Genomic DNA, 17,899 nt, shown 5'->3' with positions numbered 1-17,899 from the left:
CATCAGCGACGAAGAGCTGGCCTCACGCCTGGCCGAAAGCGACCCTACGGCGGCCTCGACGCTGATTGCCAGCCAGGGTGGCTACCGGCAATTGTACATCGAGCGAGTCCTCCAGGCGGACGAAGGCTGTGACTTTGACTTCCTGGTCGGTTGCCGGGGAGCTGAGGTGCCGCGCCACTCGCATTGATTCACTGAAGATTAACCGTACTGGAAACGCCATGTCCGCCAGACTGGCCGCTAAGCATATTTTGGTGACGGGCGCGGCCACCGGTATCGGCCGAGCCATTGCCGAAGCCTGTGTTCGCGAGGGTGCCACGGTCGTCTTACTGGATAGAGACGGCGATAGCGTGGAACGGCTGGCTGCTCAGCTACGTAGCGCTGGTCATCAGGCCCAAGCAGTCGTTGCTGATATTGGCGACCGGTATGCGGTGGAAGCTGCCGTAGCAAAGTCCCGCAAGCTCTCTGGACCTTTAACCACCCTGGTTAATAACGCAGGAATGAATGTCTTCCATGAGCCACTGGCCATGCCTGATGAAGCTTGGCAGCGCTGCTTATCAGTGGATTTGGAAGGCGCATGGCACTGCAGCCGGGCAGTACTGCCTGACCTCATTGAGCAGGGTGGCGGTGCCATCATCAATGTCGCCTCCACCCACAGCTTCTCAATTATTCCCGGCTGCTTCCCCTACCCGGTGGCCAAGCACGGCTTGATTGGTCTAACCCGATCACTCGGCATTGAATACGCCCCACGCGGCGTGCGGGTCAATGCCATTGCGCCGGGCTATATCGCCACCCCGGCGGTAGAGGCCCATTGGCAGACCTTCGATGACCCTGCAGCGGCGAAGGCTCGCATCGAAGCGCTACTGCCGCCTAGGCGGCTCGGGAAACCAGAAGAAGTCGCCATGACGGTGGTCTTCTTGGCCTCAGATGAAGCCCCTTTTATCAACGCCAGCTGCTTGACCATCGATGGAGGGCGCAGCGTGGTTTATCACGACTGACGCCCATTAACCGCTAGCCAGCAGTGTCTGGCTATCGGTGGCGTTCAGCGTCATGGCGATGCCGCCCATGCAGGTCATGTCGCGATCCCAGGCGCAGCTTTCGATGCGGGTAGTGCCCCTTAGTTCGGCCACCAGGGCGTCATCAATGGCGCTGTGCATGGCGGTTTGCATGGCATCAAAGCCGCGCACCCCGGAACCGGTAATCAGTACCAGGTCGGGGTTGAACAGTGCCAGCACATTGGCGATGCCATAGCCCAACGCTTGGCCTGCTTCTGTATAGATGCGCTTGGCTACCGAGTTACCTTGTAATGCCAACTGGGTTAGCGCCTGCATCTGCTGTTCGGAGGGGTGTGCACTATCGCCGGAGGGGAGTTCCAGGTGCTCGGCGGCGGCGCGATAGAGCGCGTAGTCACTGGCGTAGGCTTCGATACAGCCGCGTCGACCACAGGCACACAGGGCGCCGTCGGGCTGGTATTTACTATGCCCAAACTCGGCCGCTGAGCCATTGGCGCCCAGAAACGGCACGCCATTGATCAACACCGACATGCCGATGCCGTAACCCAGCATGATGACCACCAGGTTGGGGCAGTCTGCATAGGCGGGCTGCGCTGCCAGCACCCTGGCGATACAGTTGGCGTCGTTTTCCAGCAGCACGTCGCAGTGAAAACGCTCCGCTAAACGTGCCGATAGCGGTGCGTTACGAAAGCTCAGGGCGGGCGACCAGATAACCGTGCCGCTTTGCGACGACACCACGCCCTGCACCGCCAGGCAGATACCCGCCAGGCGTTGGAAGCCTTCCAGTTGTTGGGTGCAAACCGCACTGATTTTCTCTTCCAGCAGTGTTTCCAGGCTATCGGCGGTGAGCATCAAGGTGGACACCGTGTGGTGTTCGCTGTGACGTACCTGGCCCGCAAAGTCACCCACTACCAGTTGGATCTCATTGATCGATAGCTTGATGCACACTACGCAGGCGGCATCGTGGGCGAGTTCAATCAGGGTTTTCGGCCGTCCACGGCCGTTGGGTCGCGGTGCTTCGGGCGGTCTTTCCGTAATCAAGCCCTGTTGAAGCAGCTCGGCGCTGATCGAGGTCACGGTGGCGGAGCTAATCCCGTTCAGTGTGCCCAGATCGACACGCGCGGCTGGCCCTCGGTCGCGCAAGGTTCGAATCACCGCCAGGGTATTATCGTGGCGGCTGGTATCAGTGGACGGTAGGGCCATAAATATCGCCATTGTTGAGCAGGACGGGAAGGTCGATTCACGTTCTCATCCTGGCGTGTTCGCCTGATGGCCAAAATGCGACCTAAGTTGCATATGCAGTTATTTATTTTAGTACCTAAAGTAAATAGGCCAGCATGCTGTAAAAAGCAATATTGGCAAGACCGGCACGCATAACAACAACAGCAATAAACAGGTGGCTCATGCTCTTATCGGCGCGGCAAGTCTGTCGCTCTTTTGGCGAAAATCAGGTGTTATTCGACGTTGATCTCGATCTCCAGGCGGGCGAAGTGCACGCGCTGCTGGGCGAGAACGGCGCCGGTAAATCGACGTTGGTCAAAATCCTTGCCGGTTATCTTCGTCCTACCTCGGGCGAGGTGTTTCTCGATGGCAAGCAGCGGCATTACCGCTCAAGCGGCGAGGCAGAAGCCGATGGTGTGGTCATGATCCACCAGGAACTGGCGCTGGCTGAACAACTTAGTGTGGAAGAAAACATCTTTTTGGGTCGCGAATTGCGCCGCGGGTTACTGCTTGATCGCCGCACCATGCGAGAGCGCAGCAAAGAGGCGTTGGCTGAACTTGAGACTGACGTTGATCCACGCGCGAGAGTGAAAGACTTGAGCACCTCCGATCAGCAGATGGTCGAGATCGCCAAGGCGATAACCCGCGATGTGCGCGTGCTGATCATGGATGAGCCCACCGCCACTCTGACCGAAAACGAAGTAATCGTACTGTTCGAGCTGATTGCCCGCCTGCGTGAGCGGGGTGTGGCGATTCTGTATATCTCCCATAAGCTGCGCGAAATCGAGCAGATCGCTGATCGTGTAACGGTGCTGCGCGACGGTCATCTGGTGGATAGTGGTGCAATGGCCGGACGCAGCAAGGAAGAACTGGCTCGCCTGATGGTGGGCCGGGAAATCACCGAGATGTATCCGCCGCGTACGGATATTCCGCCTGATGCGCCGGTGGTGCTTGAGGCGCGAGACGTCGTGGTGCCCGGTGCTGTGAAACAGGCCAGCTTTACCCTACGCCGTGGCGAAGTACTTGGGTTTGGCGGCATCGTGGGCGCTGGCCGCACCGCGCTGATGGAAGCGGTGCTGGGCCTGCGCGATAAAAGTGCTGGGCAGGTGCTGCGCAACGGCCAGCCGGTCGTGTTGAAAAATTTGCGTGATGCGGTGCACCAGCGGATTGCCTATTTGACGGAGGATCGCAAAGGCAAAGGCCTGGTGCTCAACATGGATCTGCGCTCCAACGTCACCCTGCTCAATTTACGTGCTCACTGCCACCCACTCATCGACCGCCGCCGCGAAGAGCAGGCCTTCCAGCAGGCCATCCAGCGCTTTGATATCCGCCTGCGTACAGCGGCACGTACCGCCGCCGAGCTTTCCGGTGGCAACCAGCAGAAGCTGTTGCTTGCCAAGGTGATGTCCATCGACCCTGACATCGTGGTTATCAATGAGCCGACGCGTGGTATCGATGTCGGCACCAAGCACCAGATCTATCATTTTATTCGCGAGCTCACCGAATCCGGCTGCTCGGTCATCCTGATCTCCTCAGAGATGGGCGAGTTGATCGGGCTTTCACACCGGGTGGCGGTGATGTGCGCAGGCGTGCTCACCGGGGTGCTTGAAGGTGAACAGATTAACGAACAAGAAATCATGCAGTATGCATCCGGCATCAAGGGGGTAGGGGTCGATGAGCAGCGTCATGCCTAATAAAACGACAGCATCGAAGGGGGGCTCTGTGGACCTGAAAACCTGGGGGCCCTTTGTAGCGCTGGTGGCCCTTGGGCTGCTCGGCGTGCTTATCAACCCGGCGTTTCTGGGGCTGGATAACCTTTCAAACATGCTCACCCGCAGCGCCTTTATCGGCATTATTGCCATCGGCGCCACCTTCGTGATTACCGCTGGCGGGCTGGATCTGTCTGTGGGGTCGATGGCGGCCTTTATTGCCGGGGTGATGATCATTCTAATGAACAGTCTGGTCGAGCAGTTTGGCGCAGGGCTCACCACCGTGCTGTTTGGCGTGGGGGCCTCGCTGTTGTTGGGACTCTGCGCTGGCTTTATCAACGGCATGGTGACCACCAAAGGCAGGATCGAAGCCTTTATCGTCACCCTCGGCACCATGGGGATTTACCGCTCGCTGGTTACTTACCTCGCCGATGGCGGCACCCTGACCCTGGATTGGGCGGTGCGCGATATCTATCGCCCGGTGTATTACGGCAGCTTTTTGGGTATCACCATCCCCGTTTGGGTATTTCTGTTTGTCGCCATTATTGGCTACATCCTGCTCAACTACACGCGCTTCGGGCGCTACTGCTTTGCTATCGGCTCCAATGAAAAAGTCGCCGAGTACAGTGCCATTCACGTCGACCGCATCAAGACCATGACCTACATGCTGCAAGGCGTGTGCGTGGCGTTGGCGACGATTATCTATGTGCCTCGACTGGGCTCTGCGTCAGGGGCTACCGGGGTGCTGTGGGAGCTGGAGGCAATTGCCGCCGTGATCATCGGCGGCACCATGCTAAAGGGCGGTCATGGGCGCATCTGGGGCACCGTGGTAGGCGCCATCATGCTGACCATGATTGGCAATATCCTCAACCTGACCGACGCCATTTCCAACTATCTCAACGGTACGGTGCAGGGGATCATCATTATCGTGGCGGTCTACCTGCAGCGAGCTTCGTGGAGGAAACCCGGACACTAAAACTCATAAGAAGTGCAACGCCAGTTCATAGCAGCGATGGCTGCATCAAAGGTTCCAACCGTATAACAAGTACAAACACGAAAGGAGTATCACCATGCCAACCATCAAGACTGCAGTGGCAACCTTCGTTACCACCGCTGCACTCACTTCAACGATAGGGCTTTCCGGCGCTGCCGTGGCCCAGGAACATACGATCGGGGTCTCGATTCCCGCCGCGACACATGGCTGGACGGGCGGGGTCAACTATCACGCCGAGGAGGCGAAAAATCGCCTTGAGGCGCTCTACCCGGATATTGAAATCACCATCTCCACGGCGAGCACGCCGGGTGAGCAAGCCAATGATCTGGAGGACCTGGTATCGCTGCGCAATATCGATGCGCTGGTGGTGCTGCCGTTTGAGTCGGGTCCGCTGACCGACCCGGTGCGCCGCGTCAAAGAATCCGGCGTGTTCGTTACCGTGGTGGACCGAGGGCTTAATCAGGAAGGCATCGAGGATCTCTACGTAGCGGGCAATAATCACGAGTTGGGCCGCGTGTCCGGCGAGTACATCCGTGAGCGCCTGGATGGTGAAGGCGATATTGTCGTGTTGCGTGGCATTCCGACCGTGATTGACGACCAGCGTGTAGAAGGCTTCCAGGAGGCCATCGAAGGCTCCGACGTCAATATTCTCGATATGCAGCACGCCAACTGGAATCGTGACGATGGCTTTGAGGTCATGCAGGACTACCTATCGCGTTTCGATAACATCGACGCCGTTTGGGCCCAGGATGACGACATCGCTCTCGGTGTCATCGAAGCGGTGCGCCAGGCGGACCGTGAGGACGAGCTGTTTATTGTCGGCGGCGCGGGCATGAAGGACATTATCAAACGGGTCATGGAAGGCGATGAGCTGGTGCCGGTAGACGTACTCTACCCACCCGCCATGATCGCCACGGCGATGGACCTGACGGTTCAACACTTTGTCTCCAACGGTCCGGTGGTGGGCGAGTACATCCTCGGCTCGCCGCTGATCACCGAGGAGAACGCCGAACAGTACTACTTCCCCGATTCTCCGTTCTGATCTCGCTTATGCGCAAAGGCGCGGGTAAAAAGCAGCTCACCCGCGCTAATGTTCACCCCGTTGATACGTTATTGAGAGAGTCCTATGAAAACCATACAAGGACCGGCGCTCTTTCTCGCCCAGTTCGCCGGTGACGACGCCCCGTTTAACAGCCTCGACAGCATTGCCGCCTGGGCCGCGGGGTTAGGCTATAAAGGCGTGCAGATTCCCAGCTGGGATGCGCGCATGATCGATTTGAAACGTGCCGCCGAGAGCCGCACCTACTGCGATGAGATCAAGGGCACCCTGGCAGAACACGGCTTGACGCTCACCGAACTCTCTACTCACTTGCAGGGCCAACTGGTGGCCGTGCATCCGGTTTACGATGAGATGTTCGATGGCTTTGCGGCCCCCGAAGTGCGCGGTAATCCCAAGGCGCGGCAGGAATGGGCGGTGGATCAGCTCAAGCTGGCTGCCAAGGCCTCGCAAAACCTCGGCCTCACCGACCACGGCACCTTTTCCGGGTCCCTGGCGTGGCCGTTTATCTACCCCTGGCCCCAGCGCCCGGCGGGGCTGGTCGAAAGTGCGTTTGACGAGCTCGCCAACCGCTGGCGACCGATTCTGGACGCCTTCGACGAAGCGGGGGTCAACCTCTGCTACGAGATTCACCCGGGTGAAGACCTCCACGACGGCATCACCTTCGAGATGTTCCTTGAGCGGGTCGGCAATCACCCCCGCTGCCATATTCTTTACGACCCCAGCCACCTGATCCTGCAGCAGCTGGACTATCGCGGTTTTCTGGATGTGTACCGCGACCACATTCAGATGTTTCACGTTAAGGACGCCGAGTTTAACCCCAGCCCCAAGCAGGGCGTTTATTCAGGCTATCAGTCGTGGACGGAGCGCGCGGGTCGCTTCCGCTCTCTGGGTGACGGCCAGATCGACTTCAAGTCGATCTTCTCGTGGATGGCGGCCAACGACTATCACGGCTGGGCGGTCCTGGAGTGGGAGTGCTGCTTGAAGCACCCGGAAGTCGGTGCACGTGAAGGCGCGACCTTTATCCGCGACCACATCATCGAGGTCACCGAGCGGGCGTTTGATGACTTCGCCGACGGCGGCTCCGACGAGGCCGCCAATCGGCGCATCCTGGGTCTTTAATGACGTGCCTCAGTTAATGAACGAAAGTGGAGGGCAATACGCCATGAGTAATCAACACGACACGCCGCGTCGGCTACGCCTGGGCATGGTCGGCGGTGGCCAGGGCGCGTTTATTGGCGGCGTACACCGCATTGCCGCCCGGCTGGATGACCACTACGAGCTGGTGGCCGGGGCCTTTGCCTCTGACCCTGAGCGTAGCCGCGCCGCTGCGGCGGAACTGCACGTGGCCGATGACCGCGCCTACCCCGACTATCAATCCATGGTTGAAGCAGAGCGAAAGCGGTCGGACGCCATTGACGTGGTCGCCATCGTGACGCCCAACCACATGCACTTTGATGTGGCGCGCACCTTTCTTGAAGCGGGCTTTCACGTGATCTGCGACAAGCCGATGACGATCACGTTGGAAGAGGCCCAAACTCTCGCCGAGCTGGTGGAGCGCACCGGGCTGTTTTTCGGCTTGACCCATAACTACTCCGGCTACTCGCTGGTTCGCCAGGCGCGAGAAATGGTGGCAAACGGAGAACTCGGGGACCTGCGCGTGGTGCAGGTGGAATACCCGCAGGACTGGCTTTCCACACGCCTGGAAGATAGCGGTGTGAAGCAGGCCGAGTGGCGCACCGACCCCAAGCGCAGCGGCCCGGCGGGCTGTTTGGGCGATATTGGCACTCACGCCTACCACCTGGCGCGCTACGTGACCGGATTGCAACTGGAATCACTTGCCGCCGATATGCACACCTTTGTTGAGGGGCGGGCGCTGGATGACAACGTGCATATGTTGCTGCGTTTCAAGGGCGGTGCCCGGGGCATGCTGTGGTCGAGCCAGGTAGCGGCGGGTAATGAAAATGGCCTGCAACTGCGCGTTTACGGCAGTCAGGGCGGCCTTGAGTGGCGCCAGGAAAATCCCAATCAGCTCGTGCATTCGCCGTTGGGCGAGCCCCCACGTATCTTGACCCGCAACGGCCCAGGCTTGTGTGAAGCTGCCCAGGCGGCGGCACGCATCCCACCGGGGCATCCGGAAGGCTATCTCGAAGCCTTTGCGCAGTTATACAGCGATTTCGCGGTGCAGATCCACGCGCGTCAAAAGGGCTCAAGTGCCAATGCACTTGCTGTGCCAACGCCGGGTGTGGCTGATGGTGTTGATGGCCTGACGTTTATCACCCGCGCATTGGCCTCGTCCGCCGCTGGTGGTCAATGGGTAGACGTTTAGTCGAGGCAGATGGGGTTCTTGAATAACAATAAAGCGGCGTAGGAATCGATATGAACCAACAATCAGCACGTTATGCGAGCCTAGAACAGCGGGTGGTCTTTATTACCGGGGGCGGCAGCGGCATCGGGGCTTCGCTTACCCGCGCGTTTCATCATCAGGGCGCGCGGGTGGTGTTGGTCGATATCAATGACACCGCCAGCGAAGCGCTGGTCGATGAACTCCGCGCAGAGACTGGTGCCGCGCCGCGCTACCACCACTGCGACATCCGCGATGTGGCAAGCCTCAAGCAGGTGATACACGCGACCGGCCAAAACGTCGGGCCGATCCATACGCTTGTGAACAATGCTGCCAACGACGATCGACATTCCTGGCGGGAAGTCGATGTTGCCTACTGGGATGAGCGTATGTCGCTTAACCTGCGGCCGATGTTCTTCGCCGCCCAGGCGGCCGCCGAGCAGATGATACAAGCAGGCGGCGGCTCGATCATCAACTTTGGCTCGGTCAGTGTGCGAATGGCGTTGGGCGGTCTGCCCCTTTACGTCACCGCCAAAGCGGCGATTCACGGTTTGACACGCAGCCTGGCTCGGGACCTGGGGCAGTATAATATCCGCGTCAATACGCTGGTGCCCGGCGCGGTCATGACTGAACGACAGCTCGAGAAATGGATTGGCCCCGATGACGAAGCCGCCATTCAAGCCCGTCAGTGTCTCAAACTGCGACTTGAACCTCAGCATATAGCGCCCACCGCCCTGTTTTTAGCCAGTGCCGAAAGTCAGGCCATGACCGGCCAGGAACTGTCGGTGGATGCCGGTTGGGGCTAGGTAAGGAGGCGGCGTAGGCAATGTGTATAACCTCTTGATCCAGTTCTCATGGCAGAGCCTGTTGGGCGCATGTGCCAGCGTTAAACAGCCATCAAGCGGTTAAAGACGTCAAATTAACCGCTGTTGGAATGATGATTGTTTTTATATCTATTTGATTTTTATTGGTTGTTTTATTTATATAAAGCCCTGGCATGCTGGCTGCAAATATCTAGGTAAGAACGGACAGGCAGGAAGGCCTAACGTTCTTATCAGAAAGTGAAGCCAAACAGGAGGCAGTATCATGATGAAAACGGAATCTCTCAAGAAGCTAGGCATCCTCGGTGTATCTTTCGGTCTGATGGCCAGCCCGCTAGCCTTTGCTGACATGCATGAAGAAGACGAGCAAGACCCTGCACCGCAGGAAGAAACGATGGAGGATGAAGGCCAAGGTTCAATGAACTCCTTCGATTCTGAAGAGGAAGGTCAAGACACCACCACTTATGAGGAAGAGGAAGAAGAGCAGGAAGATTGGGAAACAACAGAAGAGGAGGACGCTGGTTCCGATTCTGAAGAAGATTCTGACTGGTAATCCCTTTATGCCAGTTGCTTAACGCCTCAAATTCAATGTTGAGTTTCAAGTGCCCCGCTTCTGGCGGGGCACTTCGCGTGTGCGATGAGTCGGTGCTCCGCTTACGCTGCAATCGAAAGCGTTGAACCTGCAAGCAAACATCGGGTTCATAATCGATCCCAAATGCGGTATTAACTTATTGACTGAAAAGGATCAGCACAGGAAATAAGGACATGCCGATGGCGATTGCCTGGAACGAAACGCCCCATCTACCCAAAGCGGACGGCCGCATTGAAGCGATTGATCTAGCCCGTGGTATCGCCATTGGACTGATGATCGTCAGTCACACCGTCAGCGGATTAGTGGGCATCCGCAATGTGCCTGACTGGGGCATGGTGCCGATTCACTTCCTCACCAAGTTTTCCTCGTCGCTGTTTATTCTGGTGTTTGGCGTCGCCCTGGCGGTGGCGTTTCTTACCCATGTTGATCGCCACGACTGGCCTAAACGCCGCCTGAAACTCTGGCTGCGCGCGATGGAAGTCTGGTTCTGGTACAAGGCGCTGTTGATCATCGAAATGCTGCCGTTCAATACGCCTAGCGAGATCGTCGACGCGCTGCTCTACGGTCGTTTTGGCATCTGGGTGGAAATCCTCGGCTTCTATGCCATCGCCTTGCTCTGGGTGCCGTTGATCCTGCCGTTGTGGGCGCGCGCCCCGCTGTGGGGGCGGCTGATCGTCATAGCACTGCTCACCGCCCTGGCCGCCTGGCTACAAGGGTTTTCGTTTGGCGGGAACGACATCCTCAAGGCGCTGCTGGTGGACCATGAAGATCACTACGCCTGGGGCCAGATTAGCCGGGCGCCGCTTATTTTGCTTGGGCTGTTATTGGGCGAAGCGCTGCTGCGCTGTTCGGGCGACCAATTGCTGAAACGTCGCCTCACGCTCACCTTGCTCGGTCTGGGCGCCCTAATGATCGCCGGGTTTTATGGCCTGGCGCTTGTCGGCGGTGACGTTTACGCCGCCATGTTGGGGGTCGCCAATAACGAGGGTAAACATCCGCCCGGGATGGCCTTTATGCTATTTAGCCTGGGCGGCGCGCTGGTGTTGTTCGCCCTGGCCCTGGCAGGTGGCACCCAGGCGGCCAGGGTGCTTAAGCCCCTTACCCTGGTCGGCTCAGATGCACTCAAGTCGTTTATTTTCCATATCGTGATGATTTTCCTGGTGCTGCGCTTCCTGTTGGAGGGCGAGGGCGACTACAGCTATCCACAGGCGCTTGGGATTGGCGGGCTGTTAATTCTTGGCACGGCGGCGTGGATTTGGCTGACCCGCTGGATGGCTCAGCATCGTTAAACGCCAAGAAAACGGGGAGAAATGGTTTGCGACACTGGATGCAGCACGGACTTGTGGCGGTAGCGCTGCTGTTTGTACAACCCGCTCAAGCGGAAGCATACGACGCGCATTGGTACCATGAGGTGGATAAACGTAGCGGCTGGCAAAGCGACCTTGATGCGCGCATGAGCGTATTGGAAGAACGTTTCGCCGGTGATATTGGTGTCTACGTGCAAGACCTTTCCAGCGGTGAGGCCTACCGCTGGCAGGCTGATCAGCCCTGGTACCTCGCGTCACTGATCAAGATTCCGGTCGCGGCGGAAGTCTTGGGTGAGCGTATACCGACCCGCGAGCGTCTCACACTGAACCAAAGCGATTACGTGGATGGCGCTGGGCCCACCAACTGGCACGACCCCGGCACGCCCATCTCGGTGGGGTACTTGCTGGAGCACATGATTACCGTGAGCGATAATACCGCCACGGACATGCTGATTGACCGCGTTGGCCTGGATAACGTCAATCATCGCGCCCAGTCCATGGTGGCGGCCAACGGTGGTGACCCCGACGCGCTGGGGCCAATCTCCAAGCTGGTGAGCGTACGTCAGGGTGTCTACGGTGAGCTCCATCCCGGGGCGCGTGAGCTTGGCGGCATGGACTTTATAAGTCTCCGTCAGTCGCCGGTAAATCAGCGCTCCCGCGCACTGGCGCAGCGGCTTGGCGTTTCACCCCAAGCGCTTAATCAACCTGATTACCATCAAGCCTTTGACGCCTACCACGCCAGCGGCGAAAACGTCGGTACCTTGCGCGCCGTTGGCGACGTACTGGCAACGCTGTACCTTGGCACCATGCCCGACCTCCAGGGTACGCCTCGTGATGAGTTGCTTGCCCTGATGGCCAACACCACCTCCGGGGAAGCGCGGTTAAAGCAAGGGTTGGGTGACTGGGTGAGCTTTGCGCATAAAACCGGCACCCAGGACCGGCGCAGCTGCGATGCCGGGCTGGTGGAGAGAAATGACATGCCCAATGCTGCCTGGGCAGTGGTTACCTGCACCCAGGGGCCCGACGCGGTCAGTGAACACGAGCGCGCGCTAGCAGGCGTCGGATTAGCCCTGCGACGCAGCGGTGCATTGGGCACACCCTGGTAGCCAGCCGTTTGTTTACTGCCCGTGCTAAACTATCGCCCGCGCCATTCGCTATCAGCGGCTCACTTCAGCCGCTTTGTCAGGAGCCTGCCTTGAACGATGCCATTATCGAAATCCGAGGTCTGAACAAAACCTACCGGGGCGGTTTTCAAGCGCTCAGCCGTGTCGATTTACAGATCCAGCGCGGCGAGATTTTTGCCCTGCTGGGCCCCAATGGGGCGGGCAAAACCACGCTGATCAGTGTGGTATGTGGCCTGGTCAACCCCAGCGAAGGCCAGGTGCTGGTGGACGGCTTCGACAACGTCGCCGACTACCGCCAGGCCCGCGAGCGCATTGGCCTGGTCCCCCAGGAGCTCACCAACGAGGCGTTTGAAACCGTCTGGAACACGGTCAGCTTCAGCCGTGGCCTGTTCGGCAAGGCACCTAACCCGGCGCATATCGAAAGCGTGCTCAAGTCGCTGGCGCTGTGGGATAAGCGCAATAACCGCCTCATCACGCTGTCCGGCGGCATGAAACGCCGCGTGCTGATCGCCAAGGCGCTGTCCCATGAGCCACGTATCCTGTTCCTCGACGAGCCGACAGCTGGTGTCGACGTCGAGCTGCGCCGCGAGATGTGGCAGGTGGTGCGCGAGCTGCGCGATAACGGTGTGACCATCATTTTGACCACCCATTATATTGAAGAAGCCGAAGAAATGGCCGACCGCATTGGCGTGATCAACAACGGCGAAATCGTGCTGGTCGAAGACAAGCACGCGCTGATGAGCAAGCTGGGCAGCAAGCAGCTGACGCTGTACCTCAACGAGCCGCTTGAAACCCTGCCGCCCGCCCTCGACCGCCCGGAGCTCAGCTTGACGGCCGAAGGCAATGAGCTGGTCTATACCTACGATGGCCACCAGGAAGAGGACGGCCACGGTATTCCTGCGCTGCTCACCGACCTTGAACGCGAAGGTGTTACCTTCAAGGACCTGCATACCCGGCAAAGCTCGCTGGAAGATATTTTCGTTGACCTGGTTAAGGAGCGCGTATGAATCTCTACCCTGTTCGCGCCATCTACATGGCCGAAATGGCGCGCACCCGGCGCACCCTGCTGCAAAGCATTGTCTCGCCGGTGATCTCGACGTCGCTCTATTTTGTGGTGTTCGGCGCGGCGATTGGCTCGCGCATCAGCGAGATTGATGGCATCAGCTACGGCGCCTTTATCGTGCCGGGGCTGATCATGCTGATGTTGCTGACCCAGAGCGTGTCAAACGCCTCGTTCGGGATCTTCTTTCCCAAGTTTTCCGGTAGCATTTACGAGCTGCTTTCGGCACCCATCTCGTACCTGGAGATTGTCATGGGCTACGTGGGGGCGGCGGCGTCCAAATCGATTCTGCTGGGGCTGATTATTCTTGCCACTTCCGGGTTTTTTGTACCCCTGGAAGTCGCGCATCCCTTCTGGATGCTGACCTTTCTAGTGCTGACCGCGGTTACCTTCAGCCTGCTGGGCTTTATCATCGGCATCTGGGCTGAGGGCTTCGACCGCTTACAGCTTGTGCCGCTGTTGGTGATTACCCCGCTGACCTTTCTGGGCGGCAGTTTCTACTCCATCGACATGTTGCCGCCGTTCTGGCAGGGCGTCACCCTGCTCAACCCGGTGGTGTATCTGGTCAGTGGTTTTCGCTGGAGCTTTTACGGCATCAGCGACGTCAGTCTGGCGGCCAGCGTTATCATGATCTGCCTGTTCCTGGCGGTCTGTTTAGCCACCATCGGCTGGATTTTCCGCACCGGCTACCGTCTCAAACCCTAGCCTTAAACCCTAGCAAGGGAGCGCCACACGTCTTATGCCACTTCTGCACAGTATCGTCCATCGCCTGGACCCGACGCTTGACGGCGAGCGCCTGACGCTGACCGCCGCCCCGGTTGAGGCCGACAGCGCCGAACCGGTCATGGAAAGCCTGGTCAGTGCGCTCAACGACACCTACAACACCAAGCCCAAAGGCTGGGGCCGGTTTGCCGAAGAGGGCGAGCGCGCCGGGCCGTTATCGGTGTGGCTGAAAGACTACCTCGCCGGTGAGCAGCGCTTTGCCGAGCTTGCCACTGCGTTGGCCGAGCGACTCGTCAACACCTTGCAAGAGCAACTTTCAGTCAGTGGTTACCTGGTGATCAGCCATCAGCGCCAGGGCGATACCGAAACGCTTTTCATGGGGCTTGCCCACCAGCGCGAGGGCATTGGCATCGATGACTCGCACCAGGCGGTGCCCGCCGCCCAGCTCAACACCCGTCAGCTGACCCTGGCCGCTAGGATCAACCTCAGCCAATGGCAGAGCGATTCGCCGGATGCCCAGTACGTGTCGTTTCTCAAAGATCGCGGTGGCAAGAAACTGGGTGAGGGGATGATGGCCTTGCTGGGTATGGAAGAAGGCATTGATGCCCCGGAGGAAACCCGCACGCTGCTCAAAGCCTTCAGCGACTATGTCGAGAAAGAAGACTTCGATGATGAGGCCAGCCGGGAAAAAACGGACACCCTGGTGGATTACGCCAACGATCAGATGAGCCGTGGGGAACCCATGACGCTCGACGAACTCTCAGCGCTGGTCGACGAAAAACAGCCCAAGGCCTTCTACGAGCACATTCGCAATGCCGATTATGGCCTGTCGCCGGAAATTCCCCCGGACAAGCGCACGATCAATCAATTCCGGCGCTTTACCGGACGGGCGGGCGGCGTCTCGATCAGTTTTGACTCGCACCTGCTCGGCTCGAGCATTGAATACGACGCCACTCAGGACCGGCTGATCATCAAGCAGGTCCCCAAACAGTTAAAAGAGCAACTGACCAAGCAGTCGTAAGGCGCTTGCAGCGTCTTGCGTGCATAGGAGACCCCCATGCTGGACACCATCCAAGAGTTTTTTCAGCGTACGCTTGTGCAACCCGAGCAGCGCGATAACCGGACCATCACGCTCGAACTGGCTTCGGCCGCGTTGCTGTTTGAAATCGCCCGGGCCGACTACGATACAAGCGACGCCGAGCTTGAGGCGTTACGTCGTATGCTGCTTCAGCGCTACCAGCTCAGTGAAGCCGATGTTGACGAGCTGATGGCGCTGGCGCAGGACGAAGTGGAAGACGCGGTCGACCACTACCAGTTTGTCAGCCTGATCAAGGATCACTACGACTATGAACAACGCTGCGAGCTGGTGGCGTTGATGTGGCAACTGGCCTGGGCCGACGGCAGCGTCGATGCCCTGGAAGAACACCGTATTCGGCGCCTGGCGGATCTGCTTCACGTCAGCCACAGCGATTTTATTCGCACCAAACTATTAACCGAAGAGCGTATAAACCAGAATGGATGATCGTCGCGAAGGCTCGACTTTAATGGATCTAATTGCGTCGTTGGAGCGCATGGAGCAGGACGCTCAGCGAGTCAGCGTTGACGATGTGGTGCATGCCGTGGGGCGGCGTTCCTTTGGTCCCTTGTTATTGGTGACGGGGCTGATCACGCTGGCACCGATTATTGGCGATATTCCCGGCATGCCCACATTGATGGCGCTGCTGGTGCTGCTGGTATCGGGGCAGTTGCTGGCCGGGCGAGAGACCTTCTGGCTACCCAACTGGATGCTCAAGCGCTCGATTTCACGCCATAAGTTCGATAAAGGCATTTATTATCTAAAAAAGCCCGCTCGCTGGATTGATGGGTTGCTGCGGATTCGTCTGCCGTGGTTAACCGGCTATATTGGCATCCGCGTGACGGCCTTTGTGTGCCTTTTGATTGCTCTGGCTATGCCCCCCATGGAGTTTATTCCCTTTTCTGCCAACGGCGCCGGGCTGGCGCTGTCGTTGCTGGGCCTCGGGTTAGTCGCGCGGGATGGTGCTGCATTGGTGCTGGGGTTTGCGCTGTTTGGCATCACCTGCACACTCATTCTCGTTGGTCTGCTTTAATTTTTGCGCTAACAACAAGGAACCGACCATGATCGATACGCCGCCGACGCCCCCCAAACCGCCCGAACAGCAAGGTCGCTGGGAGCGGCGAGTCGAAACCGCACTATGGAACTCGCGGTTTCTGGTCATGCTGGCCGTGGTGCCCAGTCTGATCGGTGCGGTCATGCTGTTCGTGGTGGGCACAGTCGATATCTTCAAGGTCGTGATGCGCACGCTACACTACTATTTCGTGGACAGTAGCGTCGATATCCACGAAAGCCTGGTGCCCGATATCATTATCGCCGTGGATATCTATTTGATCGCCATCGTGCTGATGATATTCGGGTTGGGCATCTACCGGCTGTTTGTATCACGTATTGACCAGGCGGAAGCGCGCTATCCTCATCATCCTTTCAACGTCGCCTCGCTCGATCAGCTCAAGGATAAAATCGCCCGCGTGGTGATTCTCGCGGTGATTATCGAGTTCTTCCGTGCGGTGGTGGATATCCGCTTCGCTACCCCGCTGGAAGCGATCTACCTGGCGCTTTCGGTTCTCGCCCTGGCCGCTGCGCTCTACCTGATGAGCCTGGGACACAAAAAGGAATAGCCGGTTTACTCGTACGTTAAGAGATTCGCAACCATGGCATTCAGGCGTTCCTGAAACTGCCCGCCGGGCGAGGGCGGCGTTGGGTCAGCGGTCATGGCGATGGTTAACGCCCGCTCGGGGACCACAAACAGCGCCTGGCCGCCGAAGCCGCGCCCGTAGTAAACGTCTTCGCCGCCCAACTGCGTGATAAACCAGCCATAGCCGTAACCGTCGCCCGTCCAGCGAGAAGTGCCCCGCGGCGTCCAGGAGCGCGCGACCCAGCCTTCCGGCAGCACACGCTGTTCGTTGCCGTTGCCATCAACGACGACACCGTCGTTGCGATACAGCTCGCCAATGTGCACCAGCGCACGCGGCGAGAGCTGCATATCGTTACCGCCGAAGTAGATCCCCTGAGGGTCCTGCAGCCAGGGGGGGATGGCAATATTCAGTGGCTCTGCCAGCAACCGCTGGGCCAGTGTGTAGGTGGACTCGCCGCTGGAGTACGTCAGTGCGGCAGACAGCAAATGACTGGAACCCGTGGAATACAGCATGCGACCGCCGGGTCGGTCGACAAACGGTCGTGTCAGCGCATCTTCCACCCAGTTGGGGCTGGCCACCCAGGCGCCGTAATTCTGGCCGGATGTGCGCTCAAGCCCTGCCTGTAAAGACAGCAAATGACTCACCGTGATATCGGCAACCTCGGGGTCCGCCCCTTCAGGCACGCGGTTGCCGAGCAGCGACACCAGCGTCTGATCGGTGGATTCGATAATACCCTCTTCGATAGCAGCTCCCACCAGCGCCGCCAGTACGGTTTTCGAGAGTGACTTGATGTTCGCGGGCGCATCAACCCCCGGGCCGCCCTGGTGGTGCTCGTGAATGATCCGACCCTGATGGGCCACCACGATGCTGTGCAAGCGTGAGTAACCGCGGGCGTCGTCGCTCAGGTTGCTGAGCGCATCAGCCTTGGGCGGTGAGGGAGACGTCGGTTGGGCACTAATGGCGGAGGAGAACAGCGTGGCAGCGAAAAAAGCGGCGGACATCAACAAGCGCATGGCAAACTCTCAACAAACAGGAACCTGTTTGAACCCACAGCGGTGTAAGGGTTCCAGTCAGTCTTGTTAACTGAGGGGGCAACAAACGTCTTGAATACGCAAAATCTGGGAAGGGTTGCTAGGCTACATAGGTCAACAACAAATTGCGTTTTTAACCACGCAATTCGCAAGGAGTGCATCTATGAGAAACATTATCTATATCATCGGGCTGG

General features: G+C 58.6%; 18 protein-coding genes and 1 pseudogene. 17 read left to right on the top strand and 2 right to left on the bottom strand.

The window, feature by feature from the left end:
• Together QC816_RS17750 and QC816_RS17745 are read left to right on the top strand one after the other, a co-directional pair.
• A pseudogene (locus tag QC816_RS17750) lies at positions 1–187 on the top strand (dihydroxy-acid dehydratase); the annotation flags it as partial.
• Between the two features lie 31 nt (positions 188–218).
• Positions 219–995: an SDR family oxidoreductase gene (locus tag QC816_RS17745; RefSeq protein ID WP_309783756.1), complete on the top strand. Its 777-nt coding sequence runs from the start codon at positions 219–221 to the stop codon at positions 993–995.
• Positions 996–1,001: 6 nt separating this feature from the next.
• Here QC816_RS17745 and QC816_RS17740 read toward each other — a convergent pair whose 3' ends face one another.
• Positions 1,002–2,213, bottom strand: coding sequence for an ROK family protein (locus tag QC816_RS17740; protein WP_309783754.1), 1,212 nt, complete (start codon positions 2,211–2,213; stop codon positions 1,002–1,004).
• Positions 2,214–2,413: 200 nt separating this feature from the next.
• Between QC816_RS17740 and QC816_RS17735 the strand changes: the two genes are divergently transcribed.
• The 15 genes from QC816_RS17735 (at position 2,414) to QC816_RS17665 (ending at position 16,656) form a co-directional block, all read left to right on the top strand.
• On the top strand, positions 2,414–3,925 hold the full coding sequence (locus tag QC816_RS17735; protein ID WP_309783752.1) for a sugar ABC transporter ATP-binding protein: 1,512 nt from the start codon (positions 2,414–2,416) through the stop codon (positions 3,923–3,925).
• 28 nt (positions 3,926–3,953) lie between these two features.
• Complete coding sequence (locus QC816_RS17730; RefSeq protein ID WP_264824814.1) at positions 3,954–4,916, top strand: ABC transporter permease; 963 nt, start codon at positions 3,954–3,956, stop codon at positions 4,914–4,916.
• A 94-nt stretch (positions 4,917–5,010) separates the two neighbouring features.
• Complete coding sequence (locus QC816_RS17725; RefSeq protein WP_085919960.1) at positions 5,011–5,976, top strand: ABC transporter substrate-binding protein; 966 nt, start codon at positions 5,011–5,013, stop codon at positions 5,974–5,976.
• Between the two features lie 84 nt (positions 5,977–6,060).
• Positions 6,061–7,113, top strand: a complete 1,053-nt coding sequence (locus tag QC816_RS17720) for a sugar phosphate isomerase/epimerase family protein (protein ID WP_085919959.1) — start codon at positions 6,061–6,063, stop codon at positions 7,111–7,113.
• Positions 7,114–7,156: 43 nt separating this feature from the next.
• The gene (locus QC816_RS17715) at positions 7,157–8,320 is read left to right on the top strand and encodes a Gfo/Idh/MocA family protein (protein WP_309783747.1); all 1,164 of its coding nucleotides are present in this window, start codon (positions 7,157–7,159) and stop codon (positions 8,318–8,320) included.
• 50 nt (positions 8,321–8,370) lie between these two features.
• Complete coding sequence (locus QC816_RS17710) at positions 8,371–9,141, top strand: SDR family NAD(P)-dependent oxidoreductase (RefSeq protein WP_085919957.1); 771 nt, start codon at positions 8,371–8,373, stop codon at positions 9,139–9,141.
• A gap of 280 nt (positions 9,142–9,421) precedes the next feature.
• Entirely contained in the window at positions 9,422–9,709 is a 288-nt protein-coding gene (locus QC816_RS17705) for a hypothetical protein (RefSeq protein ID WP_085919956.1), read from the top strand.
• 212 nt (positions 9,710–9,921) lie between these two features.
• A complete protein-coding gene (gene opgC / locus QC816_RS17700; RefSeq protein WP_309783745.1) occupies positions 9,922–11,037 on the top strand; it encodes an OpgC domain-containing protein in 1,116 nt (371 codons plus the stop codon).
• A gap of 26 nt (positions 11,038–11,063) precedes the next feature.
• The gene (locus tag QC816_RS17695) at positions 11,064–12,161 is read left to right on the top strand and encodes a serine hydrolase (RefSeq protein ID WP_309783743.1); all 1,098 of its coding nucleotides are present in this window, start codon (positions 11,064–11,066) and stop codon (positions 12,159–12,161) included.
• A gap of 89 nt (positions 12,162–12,250) precedes the next feature.
• Positions 12,251–13,186, top strand: coding sequence for an ABC transporter ATP-binding protein (locus QC816_RS17690; protein WP_264824818.1), 936 nt, complete (start codon positions 12,251–12,253; stop codon positions 13,184–13,186).
• Positions 13,183–13,944, top strand: coding sequence for an ABC transporter permease (locus QC816_RS17685; protein ID WP_066316609.1), 762 nt, complete (start codon positions 13,183–13,185; stop codon positions 13,942–13,944). The genes QC816_RS17690 and QC816_RS17685 overlap by 4 nt, the downstream gene beginning before the upstream one ends.
• A 34-nt stretch (positions 13,945–13,978) precedes the next feature.
• Positions 13,979–14,983, top strand: a complete 1,005-nt coding sequence (locus QC816_RS17680; RefSeq protein ID WP_085919952.1) for a nucleoid-associated protein — start codon at positions 13,979–13,981, stop codon at positions 14,981–14,983.
• 36 nt (positions 14,984–15,019) lie between these two features.
• Positions 15,020–15,484, top strand: a complete 465-nt coding sequence (locus QC816_RS17675; RefSeq protein WP_085919951.1) for a tellurite resistance TerB family protein — start codon at positions 15,020–15,022, stop codon at positions 15,482–15,484.
• On the top strand, positions 15,477–16,070 hold the full coding sequence (locus tag QC816_RS17670) for an exopolysaccharide biosynthesis protein (protein ID WP_085919950.1): 594 nt from the start codon (positions 15,477–15,479) through the stop codon (positions 16,068–16,070). Before QC816_RS17675 ends, QC816_RS17670 begins: the two co-directional genes overlap by 8 nt.
• A gap of 28 nt (positions 16,071–16,098) precedes the next feature.
• Positions 16,099–16,656, top strand: coding sequence for a YqhA family protein (locus QC816_RS17665; protein WP_085919949.1), 558 nt, complete (start codon positions 16,099–16,101; stop codon positions 16,654–16,656).
• Between the two features lie 5 nt (positions 16,657–16,661).
• On the opposite strand, the gene QC816_RS17660 is transcribed toward QC816_RS17665, so the two are convergent.
• Positions 16,662–17,687: a serine hydrolase domain-containing protein gene (locus QC816_RS17660; RefSeq protein WP_309783739.1), complete on the bottom strand. Its 1,026-nt coding sequence runs from the start codon at positions 17,685–17,687 to the stop codon at positions 16,662–16,664.
• Positions 17,688–17,899 lie beyond the last annotated feature (212 nt).

The sequence above is a fragment of the Vreelandella janggokensis genome, from assembly GCF_031451615.1.
GTDB classification, from domain to species: domain Bacteria; phylum Pseudomonadota; class Gammaproteobacteria; order Pseudomonadales; family Halomonadaceae; genus Vreelandella; species Vreelandella janggokensis.
The sequence above is the reverse complement of the archived record's forward strand: the minus strand, read 5'-3'. Positions and strand labels throughout refer to the sequence as shown.